This is a genomic window from Marinobacter fuscus (assembly GCF_003007675.1).
GTDB classification, from domain to species: Bacteria; Pseudomonadota; Gammaproteobacteria; order Pseudomonadales; family Oleiphilaceae; genus Marinobacter; species Marinobacter fuscus.
Window position 1 is genome coordinate 1 of record NZ_PXNP01000023.1, and the last position, 16,775, is coordinate 16,775.

A 16,775-nucleotide genomic window follows, 5' to 3' on the forward strand; every position below is an offset into this window, starting at 1 on the left:
CTTTCTGATCACTGGGTCAGATTTGCTCTTTAACAAATTGGACGAGATAGAACAGAATATTCTTCTCTCATTATCTCCGAGAGAAGATTGTTCAAAGTGATAGCGATTTCAAGCGTTATCCGGTGTTATCGTTGAGGTTGTTGATGAAACAGCCACAAGAGATTGAGTTCCTCGGAACCCAGTTATCTTGGGGTTATATAGTCAAGCAACTAAGCGCATACGGTGGATGCCTTGGCAGTCAGAGGCGATGAAAGACGTGGAAGCCTGCGATAAGGCTCGGGGAGCTGGCAAACAAGCTGTGATCCGGGCATCTCTGAATGGGGAAACCCACCGATCTTCGGATCGGTATCTTGCACTGAATACATAGGTGTAAGAGGCGAACCAGGGGAACTGAAACATCTAAGTACCCTGAGGAAAAGAAATCAACCGAGATTCCCTCAGTAGCGGCGAGCGAACGGGGACCAGCCCTTAAGCTGAACAACTGGTAGGAGAAGGCTCTGGAAAGTGCCGCCATAGTGGGTGATAGCCCCGTATCCGAAACCTGAGTTCAGTGAAATCGAGTAGGTCGATGCACGAGAAACATTGACTGAACATGGGGGGACCATCCTCCAAGGCTAAATACTCCTGACTGACCGATAGTGAACCAGTACCGTGAGGGAAAGGCGAAAAGAACCCCTGTGAGGGGAGTGAAATAGACCCTGAAACCGTATGCGTACAAGCAGTCGGAGCAGACTTGTTCTGTGACGGCGTACCTTTTGTATAATGGGTCAGCGACTTATGTTTAGTGGCGAGGTTAACCGTTTAGGGGAGCCGTAGGGAAACCGAGTCTGAATAGGGCGAATCAGTCGCTAGGCATAGACCCGAAACCGGGCGATCTATCCATGAGCAGGTTGAAGGTTGAGTAACATCAACTGGAGGACCGAACCCACTGTCGTTGAAAAGCCAGGGGATGACTTGTGGATCGGAGTGAAAGGCTAATCAAGCCCGGAGATAGCTGGTTCTCCCCGAAAGCTATTTAGGTAGCGCCTCGGACGAATACCACAGGGGGTAGAGCACTGTTTGGGCTAGGGGGTCATCTCGACTTACCAACCCCATGCAAACTCCGAATACCTGTGAGTACTATCCGGGAGACACACGGCGGGTGCTAACGTCCGTCGTGAAGAGGGAAACAACCCAGACCGCCAGCTAAGGTCCCAAAGTACCAGTTAAGTGGGAAACGATGTGGGAAGGCTCAGACAGCTAGGAGGTTGGCTTAGAAGCAGCCATCCTTTAAAGAAAGCGTAATAGCTCACTAGTCGAGTCGGCCTGCGCGGAAGATGTAACGGGGCTCAAACTGGTCACCGAAGCTGCGGCTGCATACTCTGTATGCGGGGTAGGGGAGCGTTCTGTAAGCCTGCGAAGGTGTGTTGAGAAGCATGCTGGAGGTATCAGAAGTGCGAATGCTGACATGAGTAACGATAATGCGGGTGAAAAACCCGCACGCCGGAAGACCAAGGGTTCCTGCGCAACGTTAATCGGCGCAGGGTGAGTCGGCCCCTAAGGCGAGACCGAAAGGTGTAGTCGATGGGAAACGGGTTAATATTCCCGTACCTTGGATAGCTGCGATGGAGAGACGGAGAAGGCTAGGTGAGCCGGGCGACGGTTGTCCCGGTTTAAGCGAGTAGGGAGAGGACTTAGGCAAATCCGGGTCCTCAATCCTGAGACGTGACGACGAGTGTCCACGGACGCGAAGTCATTGATGCCCTGCTTCCAGGAAAATCTTCTAAGCTTCAGGCTATTCGAGACCGTACCCCAAACCGACACAGGTGGTCAGGTAGAGAATACCAAGGCGCTTGAGAGAACTCGGGTAAAGGAACTAGGCAAAATGGTGCCGTAACTTCGGGAGAAGGCACGCTGGCGTGTATGTGAAACCCCCGCGGGTGGAGCAGAAGCCAGTCGAAGATACCAGGCCCCTGCGACTGTTTATTAAAAACACAGCACTGTGCAAACACGAAAGTGGACGTATACGGTGTGACGCCTGCCCGGTGCCGGAAGGTTAATTGATGGGGTTAGCATTCGTGCGAAGCTCTTGATCGAAGCCCCGGTAAACGGCGGCCGTAACTATAACGGTCCTAAGGTAGCGAAATTCCTTGTCGGGTAAGTTCCGACCTGCACGAATGGCGTAACGATGGGGGCGCTGTCTCTACCCGAGACTCAGTGAAATTGAAATCGCCGTGAAGATGCGGTGTATCCGCGGCTAGACGGAAAGACCCCGTGAACCTTTACTATAGCTTCACAGTGAACTTTGAGCATGCTTGTGTAGGATAGCTGGGAGGCTTTGAAACCGGGACGCCAGTTCCGGTGGAGCCAACCTTGAAATACCAGCCTGGCATGTTTGAGGTTCTAACTCTGGCCCCTTATCGGGGTTGAGGACACTGTGTGGTGGGTAGTTTGACTGGGGCGGTCTCCTCCCAAAGCGTAACGGAGGAGCACAAAGGTGGGCTAAGCACGGTCGGACATCGTGCGGTTAGTGTAATGGCACAAGCCCGCTTGACTGCGAGACAGACACGTCGAGCAGGTACGAAAGTAGGTCATAGTGATCCGGTGGTTCTGTATGGAAGGGCCATCGCTCAACGGATAAAAGGTACTCCGGGGATAACAGGCTGATACCGCCCAAGAGTTCACATCGACGGCGGTGTTTGGCACCTCGATGTCGGCTCATCACATCCTGGGGCTGAAGCCGGTCCCAAGGGTATGGCTGTTCGCCATTTAAAGTGGTACGCGAGCTGGGTTTAGAACGTCGTGAGACAGTTCGGTCCCTATCTGCCGTGGACGTTGGAGATTTGAGGAAAGCTGCTCCTAGTACGAGAGGACCGGAGTGGACGAACCTCTGGTGTTCGGGTTGTTTCGCCAGAAGCATTGCCCGGTAGCTATGTTCGGACAGGATAACCGCTGAAAGCATCTAAGCGGGAAGCCCCTTCCAAGATGAGATCTCCCCGAGGCCTCGAGCCTCCTGAAGAGCCGTTCAAGACCAGGACGTTGATAGGCCGGGTGTGTAAGCGCTGCGAGGCGTTGAGCTAACCGGTACTAATTGCTCGTGCGGCTTGACTATATAACACCCAAGATAATTGCGGATAACCTGCGAAATCGTTCATCACAGCGGAGTGAAAACTCCCATCTTCTATCCCGTCCAACCAGTGATCAACCGATTTGCCTGACGACCATAGCGGTCTGGAACCACCTGATCCCATCCCGAACTCAGAAGTGAAACAGTCCTGCGCCGATGGTAGTGTGGCGTTGCCCATGTGAGAGTAGGTCATCGTCAGGCTCCTAATACCAAACCCCAGCTTCTATGAAGCTGGGGTTTTTTTATTTTGGGCTTCAGAGAAGTGATATACTCGGCACGACAATTAAATCAAGATTTTTGACGGGAGCTGTGCCATGGCTGCAAACGATCATTTGGTGATTTTCGATACGACCCTCAGGGATGGTGAGCAAAGTCCTGGCGCAACCATGAATAAAGCGGAAAAGCTCCGGATAGCCAAGGTGCTGGAAAAACTGCGGGTTGATGTTATCGAAGCCGGCTTTGCGATTGCCAGCCAGGGTGATTTTGAAGCGGTGAAGGCCATTGCGGAGAATATTCGGGAATCCACGGTCTGTAGTCTGGCCCGGGCGCTGGACAAAGATATAGACCGGGCTGCCGAGGCTATCCGCCCTGCCGAGCGTTCTCGTATTCACACCTTTATTGCCACCTCGCCAATCCACATGAAGCATAAGCTGCAGATGGAGCCCGACGAGGTGATTGCTCAGGCTGTTCGGGCGGTAAAGCGGGCACGAAGTCACGTTGATGATGTTGAATTTTCCTGTGAGGACGCAGGCCGTTCTGAGCTTGATTTCTTATGCCGGATTATTGAAGCTGCTATCGATGCTGGCGCGAACACGATCAATATACCGGATACCGTCGGCTACGCTATCCCGGAGCAGTTTGGCGAGACCATTCATCAGCTGCTAAACCGTATTCCCAACGCCGACAAGGCGATTTTTTCGGTACATTGCCATAACGACCTGGGGTTGGCGGTTGCCAACTCTCTTGCAGCGGTCAGCAACGGAGCCCGGCAGGTTGAATGTACCATCAATGGCCTGGGAGAGCGGGCGGGTAATGCCTCTCTTGAAGAGATCGTCATGGCGGTTCGCACGCGTCAGGATCTGTTCAATATTGATACCCGCGTCGACAGCCGCCACATTGTGCCTGCATCCCGCCTGGTGTCGACTATTACAGGTTTTCCGGTTCAGCCGAACAAGGCCATTGTTGGGGCCAACGCGTTCGCTCATGAGTCCGGCATTCACCAGGACGGAGTGCTCAAGCATCGTGAAACTTACGAGATCATGCAGGCACAGGATGTTGGCTGGCATACAAATAGCCTGGTACTTGGTAAGCATTCAGGTAGAAACGCTTTCCGAACGCGGCTGTTGGAGTTAGGTATCCAGTTTGATACCGAAGGTGAGTTGAACGAAGCCTTTACCCGGTTCAAGGCATTGGCAGATCTGAAACACGAGATTTTTGACGAGGACTTGCAGGCGATTGCCAGCGATACCCGTCAGAAAGATGAAGAAGGGCGTTTCGAACTGGTGTGTATGCAGGTTTGTTCAGAAACCGGCGTAGTGCCCCGAGCCACTCTGACGTTGCTCATGGATGGCAAAGAACACAAGGTCGAAGCCGAGGGTAGCGGTCCGGTTGATGCAACCTTCAAGGCCATTGAGTCGTTGGTCGACTCCGGATGCAATCTGCAGCTCTACTCGGTCAACAACATCACCAGCGGAACGGATGCGCAGGGCGAGGTTACCGTTCGCCTTGAACGAGGTGGCCGAATTGTTAACGGAGTCGGGGCCGATACCGATATCATCATTGCGTCGGCTAAAGCCTACATCGAAGCACTTAACCTCATTTCTCGCGGAGGAATCCGGCAGCACCCCCAGGTAGCCGATGTGTAGCTGGTTCTGGCGAGCACACAGTGGATGGGTGTTGAAGTGATTCACTCGGAAGCAGAGCGGCAGTATTATCTTGGAGCTGTCGGGATACGTATGTGGTATGCCCGGGAGCCGGTGCCGGGGGCTGCACGCAGCCCGGCTTTCGACTTTTCCTCCGGCCAGCGCGAGGCCACCACGGTACCGGAAGTTTCTGGGGTGTCAGTACCTGAACGTACGGGTGATTACCCGCGGAACGCCGGGTCCGGGCGTGAAAAAATCGCTCAGCTGCAGACCTTGATGGGCGCTGTTCGGAAAGCCGATACGCCCGAGCAGCCGGGTACACCGGTGCCTGGGTCCGAGTCGCGGGCTGGCGAGCCGGAAGTGCTTGAAAGCGCGGTGTCCGGGCCGGCTGAGATGCCCGTTGCGGCTAGTTCGGACGTTCCCCGGCTTTATCTCAAGTTCTGGCGCGGTGAGCGGGCTACATTGCTTTGTCAGCTTTCCGAGGATGTCAGTCTGTCCCTTCAGGAAACTCTGGCTTTGAATATTCTGCGCAGTTTGGGCGAAAGCTCGCCTTTTGCTGCAGAGGCCATGCGGTGGCCTTTATTCAATAACCTGAGGGTCTCGGTAAACAGTTCTCAGGATCTTGAAGGCGCACTGTCGGGTTGGCTTCAGCCGAAAGGCGCGTTAATTGTGCTCGGGCTGGATACAGCAAAAGGTTTGGGCACCCTGAAAGAGGTTGTTTCCAATCGTGTTGACGGTGCTGTGATCAATTTCGCAGAGTCACTCGCAGCCCTGAGTTCGGATCCGGCTGTGAAGCGAAAGCTGTGGCTTGCGATTCGTCATTTGGCGCCTGCACAATGACCGCCCGTCCGCTTGAAGCAAGGGTTGCCAGCCTGCACTGTATGGTGCGTCCGATGGTATCGGGCGACGTACCCGCGGTGATGGAGCTTGAGCGGCTTGGGCATTCCCATCCCTGGTCTGAAGCGGTGTTTGAGGATTGTTTCAAGGCCAATTACCGGTGCCGTGTGCTGGAAATCGAGGGGGCTATCCAGGGATATACTGTCGTCAGCTACCTTGCAGATGAGGCCCACCTGATGAATATTTGTGTGCATCCCGGGCAGCGCGGCCAGGGTGTAGGTGCTTTTCTTTTGAATGCAGTTGTCCGCGAGGCCCGGCGCGAGGCTTGCACGCAAATGATCCTTGAAGTGCGGGCAAGCAATGAAGCTGCGGCTCGTCTCTATCTGCGCTCAGGCTTCGATGAGATCGGCCGGCGAAAAGGATACTACCCGGGTGTTTCCGGCCGTGAAGATGCCCTTGTTATGGCGCTACGGTTCACCTGAGGCGCCCCGACTCCGTATAATAGCCCCCTCTTTCACCCACCTTGAATCAGGTTATCGTTTTCTATGTCAAACCTTTCACTGGAAGTGGCCAAGCGCCGCACCTTTGCGATTATCTCGCACCCGGACGCGGGTAAGACCACCATCACGGAAAAGGTGCTTCTGTTCGGGCAGGCATTGCAGAAGGCGGGCACGGTCAAGGGAAAGAAATCCGGTCAGCATGCCAAGTCAGATTGGATGGAAATGGAAAAGGAGCGGGGTATATCGGTGACCACCTCGGTTATGCAGTTTCCCTACGCCGACAAGCTGGTCAACCTGCTGGATACGCCGGGACACGAAGATTTCTCTGAGGATACCTATCGTACCCTGACCGCCGTCGACTCCTGCCTGATGGTAATCGACAGTGCCAAAGGGGTTGAAGAGCGAACCATCAAACTGATGGAAGTCACGCGGTTGCGGGATACGCCCATTCTCACCTTCATGAACAAACTGGATCGGGATACGCGGGATCCGATTGAATTGATGGATGAGGTGGAAGACGTACTGAAGATCGCCTGTGCGCCCATCACCTGGCCCATTGGTATGGGCAAGAGCTTCAAGGGGGTTTACCACCTTCTGAGAGATGAAGTGATTCTCTACCAGTCGGGCCAGGGGCATACCATTCAGGACAAGCGGATTATCAAAGATCTGGATAACCCGGAGTTGGATGAAGTGCTCGGAGCTTATGCAGCAGACCTCCGTGACGAAATCTCGCTGGTAAAAGGTGCTTCCCACGAGTTTGACCAGGAAGCCTTCCTTGCCGGTGAGCTGACGCCGGTCTTTTTCGGAACGGCACTGGGTAACTTCGGTGTTGATCATATGCTCGACGGGCTGGTGCAGTGGGCACCACAGCCGCAGGCGAGGGCGACCGATCTGCGTACCGTAGAGCCTGCCGAGTCCGGATTTTCGGGGTTTGTGTTCAAGATTCAGGCGAATATGGATCCCCAGCACCGGGACAGGATCGCCTTTCTGCGCATCGTGTCAGGAAGCTACAATCAGGGCATGAAGGCCCGCCATGTGCGGATTGGCAAAGATGTCCGTTTTTCGGATGCGCTGACGTTCATGGCGGGCGACCGGGAGCACGCCGAGCAGGCGTTTGCCGGTGATATTATCGGCCTGCACAACCACGGCACTATTCAGTTGGGCGACACCTTCACTGCGGGTGAAGATATGAAGTTTACCGGTATCCCGAACTTCGCACCGGAGTTGTTCCGGCGAATCCGGCTGAAAGATCCGCTCAAGGCGAAGGCATTGCAAAAAGGCCTGATCCAGCTGTCGGAAGAAGGTGCCGTGCAGGTATTCAGGCCTATGAAGAACAATGACCTGATTGTTGGGGCGGTAGGTGTTCTGCAGTTTGATGTTGTTGTGGCGCGCCTCAAGGGTGAGTACAAGGTCGAGGCTGTCTACGAGCCGATCAACGTTGCGACTGCTCGCTGGGTAACTTGTGATGATGACCGCAAGCTGGATGAATTTCAGCGCAAGAATCAGGATAACGTCGCTCTGGACGGTGCGGACAGGCTCACCTACATTGCCCCGACCATGGTGAATCTGAACCTGGCGCAGGAGCGATACCCGGATGTTCACTTCCACAAGACCCGGGAGCACTAAGCAAGCCACTGGGAGCTCAGCCATGCGCCTGGTTGATGCGCACTGCCATTTTGATTTTCCGGTATTTGACGGGCACCGGAAGCAGATAGTTGATCAGGCCAGAGGGCAGGGCATATCCGATATTGTCATACCCGGCGTTCGGAGCAAGCACTGGTCTCGGGTGCAATCTGTCGCCGGTGACGATTCGGCGCTCTGGTATTGCCTGGGTGTTCATCCTTGGTTCGTTGTCGAGCACCAGCCTTCTGATCTGGCTGAGCTTGAGCGGTTACTGGCGATGGCGCCCGGGCGCTGCCTGGCGCTCGGCGAGTGCGGCCTGGACGCTCTCGCCGGGCAGCACTCGATGCAGGAAGACTGGTTTAGAGCGCAAGTTCGGCTCGCGAGTAACCTCGGCTTTCCTCTGGTGATTCATTCGGTCAAGGCGCACGACCAGGTTTATCAAATCCTTCGGGAAGAACATTGGCAGGGCAGGGCTTTGATACACGGCTTTGCCGGAAGTTACCAGCAGGCCTGCAAGTTTGTCGATCTCGGTTGTTTTATCGGGGTTGGCGGTACAATTACCTATGAGCGGGCCGCTAAGACCCGTGCAGCGATTGCCCGGCTACCCGTTGAGGCGCTGGTGTTGGAAACCGATGCGCCCGACATGCCTCCCTGCGGCATTGCCAAAGGCAAGAACTCGCCTTTGCATCTGCCTCATATATTTGATGCGCTTGCCGGGCTTCGTGACGAAAGCCCAGCAGATCTCGAGCGGATTTTGTTGAGTAATGTCGGCAGTCTTTATCAGCGTGGCAGTGGGGAGTTACCTTTCGCGCCCAAGGCTGAATCATAGGGGATTGGCGAAACCCAGAACAGCGGGGTTGGTTTTTTTTCAGGGTTTGAGTATACTTCGCGCCCTGGCTTTTCAATGCGATGTCACTATCTCAGCCCCGAATGGTGTCAACGCAACAAACAGGTGTGAACTGCCTCCGGATGCCTTGTCTGTACCGGTGGTGGTTTTTAACGTTTCTTATATAGCGTTCAAGGCGGAATCAATGAAGACTCTGAGTGCGAAACCAGAAACAGTAAAACGTGACTGGTACGTTGTAGACGCAGCCGGCAAGACGCTGGGTCGTCTGTCAACCGAAATCGCCCTTCGTCTGCGGGGCAAGCATAAGCCTGAGTATACCCCTCACGTAGACACTGGCGATTACATCGTTGTTATCAATGCCGGTCAGGTGCAGGTTACTGGTAAAAAGGCGTCTGCGAAGATGTACTACAGCCACACTGGCTTTCCGGGTGGAATCAAATCCATCAATTTCGAGAAGCTGGTAGACAAGGCTCCCGAGCAAATCATTCAGAAGTCTGTCAAAGGCATGCTTCCGAAGGGCCCGCTTGGCCGTGCCATGTTCAAAAAGCTGAAAGTCTATGCCGGTGCTGAGCATCCTCATGCAGCCCAGCAGCCCAAAGAACTCGACATCTAACGGAAGGCGGATATGTCTGTAGCACAAAATTACGGTACTGGTCGCCGCAAGTCATCCACGGCTCGCGTCTTTATCAAGCCGGGTAGCGGTAACATTTCCATCAACGGTCGCACCATCGAAGAGTTCTTCGGTCGTGAAACCTTGCGCATGATCGTTCGTCAGCCGCTGGTTGTCGCTGAGTCCGAAGATCGTTTCGATATCTCCATCACCGTCAAAGGTGGTGGTATCAGTGGTCAGGCAGGCGCTATTCGCCACGGCCTGACCCGCGCGCTGATGGACTACGACGAAACTCTGCGTCCGTCGCTGCGTGCAGCGGGTTACGTTACCCGTGATGCGCGCAAAGTTGAGCGTAAGAAAGTGGGTCTGCGCAAAGCGCGTAAGCGTCCGCAGTACTCCAAGCGTTAATCGGCGTCTTGTCCGATGGAAAACCCGGTCTTTTGGCCGGGTTTTTTTGTTTGCGAACCCTGAAAATATTTTTGATCTGGCGCAGGGATAGGCACGGCTGCAGGCCTTTCCGGCTTGTAAGAGAGGGGTAATTTCATTACCATTTCAGCGCTTATATTTTTGGGTTGTGAAGTCCTTTTCGAAGCGCAGTGCCGGTTTTCCGCGTCTGTGCCTCGCCTGATGGGAGAAAACCATAATGAGTAATGGCGACGTGAGCCAAGGCCGACGCCGATTTCTGATCGGTGCGACGTCTGTGGTGGGTGGTGTCGGCGTCGTCGGTGCAGCCGTACCTTTCGTGGCGTCCTGGAATCCCAGTGCGAAAGCGGAAGCGGCCGGTGCACCGGTTACCGTAACTGTCGACAAAATCGAACCTGGTCAGCAAATCACCGTCGAATGGCGGGGTAAGCCGGTGTGGATTATCCGGAGAACCGAAGACATGCTGGCGAACATTGAAAAGATGACGCCCAAGCTGAAGGATCCCGAATCCGAAGCGGCGAGTCAGCAGCCGACCTATATCAGCGGTACTTACCGGTCTCTGAAGCCGGAGTTTGTGGTACTGGTTGGTATTTGTACGCACCTTGGGTGTGTGCCGACCTACCGGCCTGAGGTTGCTCCTGCAGACCTGGGCGACGAGTGGCTCGGTGGTCTTTTCTGCCCTTGTCACGGTTCCAAATTCGACTTGTCCGGCCGAGTGCTGTCCGGTCAGCCGGCGCCGCTGAACCTTGAGGTTCCGCCTTACCGGTTTGACAATGACTCGACCATGACGATTGGTCTTGATCCGGAGGCAGCATAATGCAGAAATTAATTAACTGGGTTGATGAGCGCCTGCCGATCGTCGATGCGTGGAACAAGCACCTTGCCAAGTACTACGCACCGAAAAACTTCAACATGTGGTACTTCTTTGGCTCCCTGGCCATGCTGGTACTGGTTAACCAGCTGGTTACCGGCATCTGGCTGACCATGAGCTACAATCCCTCGGCTGAGGGTGCGTTTGCCTCCGTTGAGTACATTATGCGAGACGTCGAGTGGGGCTGGTTGCTGCGCTACCTGCATTCCACCGGTGCTTCCGCCTTCTTCGTGGTGGTTTACCTGCACATGTTCCGCGGCCTGATGTATGGCTCGTACCAGAAGCCCCGTGAGCTGATCTGGGTATTCGGCATGCTGATCTACCTGGCGCTGATGGCAGAGGCCTTCATGGGCTACCTGCTGCCCTGGGGCCAGATGTCTTACTGGGGTGCCCAGGTTATCGTTAACCTGTTCGGTGCGATTCCTGTGATTGGTGAAGATCTGTCGCTTTGGATTCGTGGTGACTACCTGATTTCCGGCATCACTCTGAACCGCTTCTTTGCTCTGCACGTCGTTGCACTGCCAATCGTACTGCTGGCCCTGGTTGTGCTGCACATCCTGGCTCTGCACGAAGTGGGCTCTAACAACCCTGATGGTATCGAGATCAAAAAGAACAAGGACGAAAACGGCATTCCGAAAGACGGTATTCCGTTCCATCCATATTACACCGTTCACGACCTTCTGGGCGTGGGTGTGTTCTTCTTTATCTTCTTTATCGTGGTGTTCTTCTTCCCGGAGATGGGCGGTCTCTTCCTCGAGAAGCCGAACTTCGAGCCGGCAAACGCCCTGAAGACGCCTGAGCACATAGCGCCGGTCTGGTACTTTACGCCCTTCTACGCCATGCTGCGGGCGGTTACCGTCGACTTCCTGGGCTTGCCCGCGAAGTTCTGGGGTGTGGTCGTGATGGGTGGTGCGATTGCCGTGCTGTTTGTTCTGCCCTGGCTTGACCGGAGTCCGGTGCGGTCTATTCGCTACAAGGGTATGCTGAGCAAGATTGCACTCGTAATCTTTGTAGTGAGCTTCGTAGTTCTTGGGTATCTGGGTATTGTGCCTGCAACAGAAGGCCGTACCAGAGTGGCTCAGATTCTGACCGTGCTGTACTTCCTGTACTTTATCCTCATGCCGTTCTATACGCGCATGGAGAAAACCAAGCCAGTACCAGAGAGGGTAACAGGATAATGAGAAAGCTGATTTTCGGTCTCGTTTTTGCTCTGCTGCCAGCTCTCGGGCTGGCGGCCGGTGCCGCGGTTCCTCTCGATCCGATGGAGCCTGATCACACAAACAAGGCTTCGCTGCAGCGCGGTGCGGCCCTGTTCACCAACTACTGCATGGGATGCCATTCCATGGAGTATGCACGCTACAAGCGTGTTGCGGATGACCTGGAGATCCCGGTCGAGCTTTACGAAGAGAACCTTATCTTCACCGGCGCAAAAATCGGTGAACTGATGAAAATCTCCATGAGTAAAGACATGGCTGCAGGCTGGTTCGGTGCTCCGCCGCCTGACCTGACGCTTGAGACCCGTCTGCGTGGCGAGTCCTGGGTATATTCATACCTGCGCGGCTTCTATAAAGATGAGGGGCGTCCGCTGGGTGTTAATAACATTGTGTTCGACAATGTTGGTATGCCGCATGTGCTGGTTGAAATGCAGGGTTTGTGTGCTGTTAAGCCCAATGTGGGTGTTGGTGCCTCCGTGGAGCCGCTCAGTGGCAACGTGAACAATGCAGACGTCTGCCCGGATTATGCCATTGAGGGCACTATGACCGGCCCCGAGTTCGATCAGGCCATGTGGGATCTCACCAACTTTATGTCGTATATGGGTGATCCGGTGAAAGTGGAGCGCGAGCGTCTGGGTATTTTCGTGCTGATTTTCGTCGCAATCTTCTTTGTCGTCGCCTACTTGCTCAACCGCGAGTACTGGAAAGACGTACATTAAGATTTAGGGTATAATCCCGACCCCTGACTCCAGCGAATCTTCGGGTTCGCTGGATTTTTGCGTTTTTGCATTGTTTCGATCTTCCGAATCGTGAGGTAGCTATATGGGCGTTGTGACCAAGCGGTCATCAATGACTTTTTTCTCGGATCCTGCAAGCCACTACAGTCATCGTGTGCGCATCGTGCTGGCCGAGAAAGGTGTCACCGTTGATATCGTGGATGTGGATCCGGACAACCCTTCCGGGGAGTTGGCGGATGTGAATCCGTATAATGCCTTGCCGACACTGGTTGATCGTGATCTGGTTCTTTATGAGCCTAATATCATGATGGAGTATCTCGACGAGCGCTTCCCGCACCCTCCGCTACTGCCTGTATATCCGGTGGCACGGGCCAACAGCCGCCTGATGATTCATCGTATTCAGAGGGACTGGTGTGCGCTGGTAGATCAGATTCTGGCGCAGCCGACGGGCAAAGCGGCCGATGCAGCTCGTAAGGAACTCAAAGAAAGCCTGCTGGCGGCAGCCCCTCTGTTTGCCGAGATGCCGTTTTTCATGTCTGAAGAGTTCACCATCGTCGATTGCTGTATTGCGCCCATCCTCTGGCGTTTGCCAGCGCTTGGTATCGAGCTTAACGAGAAACAGGCCAAGCCGGTGCAGAAGTATATGGACAGCATTTTTGCGCGTGAAGGCTTCAAGGCCAGTCTTTCGGATCTGGAAGAAGATATTCGAAGCTGATAGCCGGAATCCGTATTTCGGGGCAGGAGTTTGCAGTGTCTGATATGAGTATCGCCATGACATCCAGCCGGCCATTTCTGGTACGTGCGTTGAATGAGTGGATTCTGGAAAACGATTGCACGCCCTACATTGTGGTTGATGCGGGTGTGCAGGGTGTTCAGGTTCCTACCGAGCACGTCGCCAATGGGCAGATAGTGTTGAACATCAGCCCGGGTGCGGTAAGAGGCCTGGTGATTGGTAACAGCGCACTGGAGTTCAGTGCCCGCTTCGGTGGAGTGCCAATGCAGGTCTTTATTCCGTTGCAGGCGGTGGTGGCCATCTACGCCAAAGAAAATGGTGAAGGCATGGTGTTCGGCAGCGAGCCGGGGTCGCCGGATCCTGACGGTACCGACTCGACAGGTGCAAGGCCAGCGGACGAGAGGCCCACAGGCAGGCCTACCCTGAAAGTTGTGAAATAAAAAAAGCCGGCAATCGCCGGCTTTTTTTATCCGCCGAATAGTTTCTGGTCGATCAGGTCGCACAGCGTGTTGATGATGACCATCAACAAGGGGGCGGCCTCATGGGGAGGAAGGTCGTGCAGTGCGATTTCGTGATCTTCCGGCAGTAGCAGTGAGGTAATGTCGGATTTTTCCCGCGCACTCAGAACGGCAACCTGCATTTCGCGGTCATGGGCGGCCTGAATCGCTTGAATAAGGTTGGCCTTGTGGCCATCATCAACAATCACGAAGAGCAGGTCGCCAGGTTTGCCGATGGCGCGCACCTGGCGGGAGAAAGTATCGTTAAAGCGGTTATCCCGACAGATCGCCGAGTAGGTGGTTGCATCTGCGCCCAGATTGATGGCGGGCAGGGCCGGTCGATCCTGATCAAACCGTGACAGTAGAGCGGTGCAGAAATACTGTGCCAGAACATTGGCATTGCCGTTGGCGCAGGTAATCAGCTTGCCATCCTGAAGTAGCGTGTCGACAAACGCCTGGGCAACTTGTTCGATGGATGGGCCCACCATGCTGGCGGCCTGCGCAGTATGTTCCATGTGGCTGGCAAACCACTGGTTAATTCTTTGAGCTGGATCGGTCATGGTGCTCCGGTTATTCTGCCTGGATTGCGTTCTTGAGCCATTGTATCCGGTATTTGCTGGTCTGACCCGGCGTAATACCGATGACATCGATTCGGGTCAGAGTGTCCCACAAGCCGTTTCGATGCAGATAGAAGGCCGCTGCTCGGCGTAGTCGTTTCTGTTTGGCCGGAGATACCGAGCTGATCGGACAAACCAGTGCCCCTTCGGTGCGAAATCGAACCTCAAAGAACACCAGAACATCTTCGTCCATGCCGATCAGGTCGATCTCGCCGCCGCGATTGTGTACGTTGCGCTCTGTTATCCTGACGCCTTTGGTGGCCAGGTATCGCTCCGCGACACCCTCGTAGTGCTTGCCAATTTCTCTGGGGCCGTCCATGGCGTTACGGTGTTATTCCTGAATCTGTGGCCGGGGGTTCTTGCCTGCCGAAGCCGGTGCAAGAACCCGGGGCACTCCATTGCGGAACCTGGCCCACAACTGCTCTCTGTGAATGCCGCCATCGGGATCCATGGTCAGTTTCCCGGTTTGACCGTCGATGGTCGTGCCCTCGACTTTACGAAGTAGCGGGAGGCGTTTGCTTAGTTGCCAGGCGTCTGCGCCCATAGCGAAAAGCCGGCCCAACTGCCCGCTGGTGCCATTGAGATGTCGGGTGGCCTCAAGGCGGAACGGATTGTCGTCCGCCAGCACCCAGGGGATATCCGTAAAGAGGATTCCGTTCAGGTCTCTGTCCTTGCCCGGGTTCGGCGCCCCTTCGTAGACAATGGACGGTGAGTAAACGGGCAGGTCTCCGCCGTAATAGAAAGCAAAGAGGGGTTTGAATTGCCGGGCAACCGTGGGAGTGGCCACAAGCACAACGGCTTCTGCGTCCTGTCGCCGCCTGGGTTCGAACTCAACGTTCATACCGATGGTGCGCTCAACCTGTATGGCCCGGTCCCTTGAAGCGGTGATGCCGAGGAGATCTGCGGTCACCGCACGCAGATTGTCTTCGGGCATGAATCGCTGAACATTCAGCGCCAGTAATCCGAGCTCTTGCATCCGGTTTTGCAGAGCCTGCTCCACGCGATCGCCCCATTCCCCAAATGGAATCAGAACCAGCACCTGGCGCAGGTTGTCGGTGTCCAGGCGGTCGGCGATCTGGCGTGCCTCGTCTTCCGCTGATAGGCCAAACTGATAGAGTCCGTCGGGTTTCTTCGTATTTGCCGGCAGGTAATTCAGGCCAAGCACGGGAACGGGCAAAATCTGTAGCTGGGAAAGCTGGGTGAGGGCATCTTTGTTCAGGGGGCCAACGATCAGGTCATGGCTGTTCTTTGCCAGATCACGGTATAGCTCGATAAAGGGGCGTTCCGTGGTATCGATTACCTGGATATCGGTTTTGCTGCGATCTGTGCTGTCATCCTGATAATAGGCCGACAGAAATCCATCCCGAATGGCCTTTCCAGCGCTGGCAAGGTTGCCGTTGAGGGGCAAGGCCAATACCAGCTTTTCCGGGCGACTTGCCGCCAGTTCGGCCACAAGAGCAAGTTCGGTTGGCAGAATTTGTGCAGCCGGGTGGCCCGGCCAATTGTTCTGCCACTGGCGGATCAGGCGGCCCTGATCATCCAGGTCGATGTCCCGGGCACGCAGAAGCAGGGCCAGCTCCAGCCACCCTTGGGCTTCAAAGCCGATCGCATCATCGGCGGCGGCCTGGAGGCGGGCTTGGTTAACTGGTTTCAGCAATTGCCAGATTCTGTCGTGGATCTCCCCAGGCGGCGAGCTGGCGTCAGCCTGGCCTAGCAGAATCAATGTCATTGCACCGGAGAGCGGGTCGCCAGCCAACTGCCGGGCGTCTGCCTGAAGCAGGGCAGCCCGGGCCAGGAGCTCGGCCGGATAGGCCAGAAAGTGCTCGGTAGCAACGCCGTCTGTCAGCTTTCTCGCCCAGGTGCTGTCTTGAAGTTCTACCGCGGCGGCAAGGGCCAGAAGGTAACGCTGGCGTTCGATCTCGTCACCGGCGGTTGCAAAAATCGGATCCCGCAACAAGGTTCGTGCGTCCTGGGGTTGCCCCTGATCTTGAAAGCGGCTGGCCATTCTGAGGAGGTAGCGCTGGCCCACTGCCGGATCGCCCTCGTCTCTGGCTAGGGCGAGCGCCTGCTCCGGGTTATCCGCCATATGCTGGTCCAGGTTGATGCCGGCGCACCCGCCAAGGTAAAGCGTCATCAGAATGATCAGGGCCAGGCCGGTGCTGTAGCTGCTGCGTTTGGTCATAACGGACTCATTGCTCTTCGAATCATGGGGCTTGTGGTGCCGCGATTAAGCTGGCAAGTTTACCAGCTCCCGGCGCAATTCACATGACGTGGCAGTCATGCGGAGTCGGTCTTGAG

The 16,775-nt window shown here is 55.2% G+C and carries 15 protein-coding genes and 2 rRNA genes; 14 read left to right on the forward strand and 3 right to left on the reverse strand.

Annotation, left to right across the window (positions count from 1 at the left end):
• Positions 1–199: 199 nt before the first annotated feature.
• The 14 genes from C7H09_RS05885 (at position 200) to C7H09_RS05950 (ending at position 13,803) form a co-directional block, all read left to right on the forward strand.
• Positions 200–3,091: ribosomal RNA gene (locus tag C7H09_RS05885) — 23S ribosomal RNA — on the forward strand.
• 101 nt (positions 3,092–3,192) lie between these two features.
• Positions 3,193–3,307, forward strand: a 5S ribosomal RNA gene (gene rrf, locus C7H09_RS05890).
• A gap of 113 nt (positions 3,308–3,420) precedes the next feature.
• Positions 3,421–4,971, forward strand: a complete 1,551-nt coding sequence (locus tag C7H09_RS05895) for a 2-isopropylmalate synthase (protein ID WP_106761680.1) — start codon at positions 3,421–3,423, stop codon at positions 4,969–4,971.
• A 24-nt stretch (positions 4,972–4,995) separates the two neighbouring features.
• Positions 4,996–5,808 (forward strand): hypothetical protein, encoded by an 813-nt coding sequence (locus C7H09_RS05900; protein WP_106761681.1) that lies wholly within the window; start codon positions 4,996–4,998, stop codon positions 5,806–5,808.
• Positions 5,805–6,287: a ribosomal protein S18-alanine N-acetyltransferase gene (gene rimI / locus C7H09_RS05905; protein ID WP_240616513.1), complete on the forward strand. Its 483-nt coding sequence runs from the start codon at positions 5,805–5,807 to the stop codon at positions 6,285–6,287. The genes C7H09_RS05900 and rimI overlap by 4 nt, the downstream gene beginning before the upstream one ends.
• Before the next feature lie 63 nt (positions 6,288–6,350).
• Entirely contained in the window at positions 6,351–7,931 is a 1,581-nt protein-coding gene (gene prfC / locus C7H09_RS05910; protein ID WP_106761682.1) for a peptide chain release factor 3, read from the forward strand.
• A 22-nt stretch (positions 7,932–7,953) separates the two neighbouring features.
• Positions 7,954–8,757: a TatD family hydrolase gene (locus C7H09_RS05915; protein WP_106761683.1), complete on the forward strand. Its 804-nt coding sequence runs from the start codon at positions 7,954–7,956 to the stop codon at positions 8,755–8,757.
• 202 nt (positions 8,758–8,959) lie between these two features.
• Positions 8,960–9,388 (forward strand): 50S ribosomal protein L13, encoded by a 429-nt coding sequence (gene rplM, locus C7H09_RS05920; protein WP_106761684.1) that lies wholly within the window; start codon positions 8,960–8,962, stop codon positions 9,386–9,388.
• Positions 9,389–9,400: 12 nt separating this feature from the next.
• Positions 9,401–9,793 carry a 30S ribosomal protein S9 gene (rpsI, locus tag C7H09_RS05925; protein ID WP_106761685.1) on the forward strand — a complete coding sequence of 131 codons (393 nt, stop codon included), beginning with the start codon at positions 9,401–9,403 and terminating at the stop codon, positions 9,791–9,793.
• Positions 9,794–10,028: 235 nt separating this feature from the next.
• A complete protein-coding gene (gene petA / locus C7H09_RS05930; RefSeq protein WP_106761686.1) occupies positions 10,029–10,625 on the forward strand; it encodes a ubiquinol-cytochrome c reductase iron-sulfur subunit in 597 nt (198 codons plus the stop codon).
• Positions 10,625–11,857 (forward strand): cytochrome b, encoded by a 1,233-nt coding sequence (locus C7H09_RS05935; protein ID WP_106761687.1) that lies wholly within the window; start codon positions 10,625–10,627, stop codon positions 11,855–11,857. Before petA ends, C7H09_RS05935 begins: the two co-directional genes overlap by 1 nt.
• The gene (locus C7H09_RS05940) at positions 11,857–12,612 is read left to right on the forward strand and encodes a cytochrome c1 (RefSeq protein WP_106761688.1); all 756 of its coding nucleotides are present in this window, start codon (positions 11,857–11,859) and stop codon (positions 12,610–12,612) included. Before C7H09_RS05935 ends, C7H09_RS05940 begins: the two co-directional genes overlap by 1 nt.
• 103 nt (positions 12,613–12,715) lie before the next feature.
• Positions 12,716–13,345: a glutathione S-transferase N-terminal domain-containing protein gene (locus tag C7H09_RS05945; RefSeq protein ID WP_106761689.1), complete on the forward strand. Its 630-nt coding sequence runs from the start codon at positions 12,716–12,718 to the stop codon at positions 13,343–13,345.
• A gap of 56 nt (positions 13,346–13,401) precedes the next feature.
• Complete coding sequence (locus tag C7H09_RS05950) at positions 13,402–13,803, forward strand: ClpXP protease specificity-enhancing factor (protein ID WP_420844184.1); 402 nt, start codon at positions 13,402–13,404, stop codon at positions 13,801–13,803.
• A gap of 26 nt (positions 13,804–13,829) precedes the next feature.
• On the opposite strand, the gene C7H09_RS05955 is transcribed toward C7H09_RS05950, so the two are convergent.
• Genes C7H09_RS05955 through C7H09_RS05965 form a run of 3 tightly spaced genes read right to left on the reverse strand, consistent with a single transcriptional unit; the run spans position 13,830 to position 16,659 of the window.
• On the reverse strand, positions 13,830–14,420 hold the full coding sequence (locus tag C7H09_RS05955) for a D-sedoheptulose-7-phosphate isomerase (protein ID WP_106761691.1): 591 nt from the start codon (positions 14,418–14,420) through the stop codon (positions 13,830–13,832).
• Positions 14,421–14,430: 10 nt separating this feature from the next.
• Positions 14,431–14,796 (reverse strand): YraN family protein, encoded by a 366-nt coding sequence (locus tag C7H09_RS05960; protein WP_106761692.1) that lies wholly within the window; start codon positions 14,794–14,796, stop codon positions 14,431–14,433.
• 12 nt (positions 14,797–14,808) lie between these two features.
• Positions 14,809–16,659, reverse strand: a complete 1,851-nt coding sequence (locus C7H09_RS05965; RefSeq protein WP_106761693.1) for a penicillin-binding protein activator — start codon at positions 16,657–16,659, stop codon at positions 14,809–14,811.
• Between the last annotated feature and the right edge of the window lie 116 nt (positions 16,660–16,775).

Bases quoted from the DNA above. Each gene is read 5' to 3' on its own strand.
- prfC (WP_106761682.1), top strand. From the start codon at position 6,351: ATGTCAAACCTTTCACTGGAAGTGGCCAAGCGCCGCACCTTTGCGATT.
- C7H09_RS05950 (WP_420844184.1), top strand. From the start codon at position 13,402: ATGACATCCAGCCGGCCATTTCTGGTACGTGCGTTGAATGAGTGGATT.
- rpsI (WP_106761685.1), top strand. From the start codon at position 9,401: ATGTCTGTAGCACAAAATTACGGTACTGGTCGCCGCAAGTCATCCACG.
- C7H09_RS05935 (WP_106761687.1), top strand. From the start codon at position 10,625: ATGCAGAAATTAATTAACTGGGTTGATGAGCGCCTGCCGATCGTCGAT.
- C7H09_RS05945 (WP_106761689.1), top strand. From the start codon at position 12,716: ATGGGCGTTGTGACCAAGCGGTCATCAATGACTTTTTTCTCGGATCCT.
- C7H09_RS05965 (WP_106761693.1), bottom strand. From the start codon at position 16,659: ATGACCAAACGCAGCAGCTACAGCACCGGCCTGGCCCTGATCATTCTG.
- petA (WP_106761686.1), top strand. From the start codon at position 10,029: ATGAGTAATGGCGACGTGAGCCAAGGCCGACGCCGATTTCTGATCGGT.
- C7H09_RS05915 (WP_106761683.1), top strand. From the start codon at position 7,954: ATGCGCCTGGTTGATGCGCACTGCCATTTTGATTTTCCGGTATTTGAC.
- C7H09_RS05955 (WP_106761691.1), bottom strand. From the start codon at position 14,420: ATGACCGATCCAGCTCAAAGAATTAACCAGTGGTTTGCCAGCCACATG.
- rplM (WP_106761684.1), top strand. From the start codon at position 8,960: ATGAAGACTCTGAGTGCGAAACCAGAAACAGTAAAACGTGACTGGTAC.
- rimI (WP_240616513.1), top strand. From the start codon at position 5,805: ATGACCGCCCGTCCGCTTGAAGCAAGGGTTGCCAGCCTGCACTGTATG.
- C7H09_RS05895 (WP_106761680.1), top strand. From the start codon at position 3,421: ATGGCTGCAAACGATCATTTGGTGATTTTCGATACGACCCTCAGGGAT.
- C7H09_RS05900 (WP_106761681.1), top strand. From the start codon at position 4,996: ATGGGTGTTGAAGTGATTCACTCGGAAGCAGAGCGGCAGTATTATCTT.
- C7H09_RS05940 (WP_106761688.1), top strand. From the start codon at position 11,857: ATGAGAAAGCTGATTTTCGGTCTCGTTTTTGCTCTGCTGCCAGCTCTC.
- C7H09_RS05960 (WP_106761692.1), bottom strand. From the start codon at position 14,796: ATGGACGGCCCCAGAGAAATTGGCAAGCACTACGAGGGTGTCGCGGAG.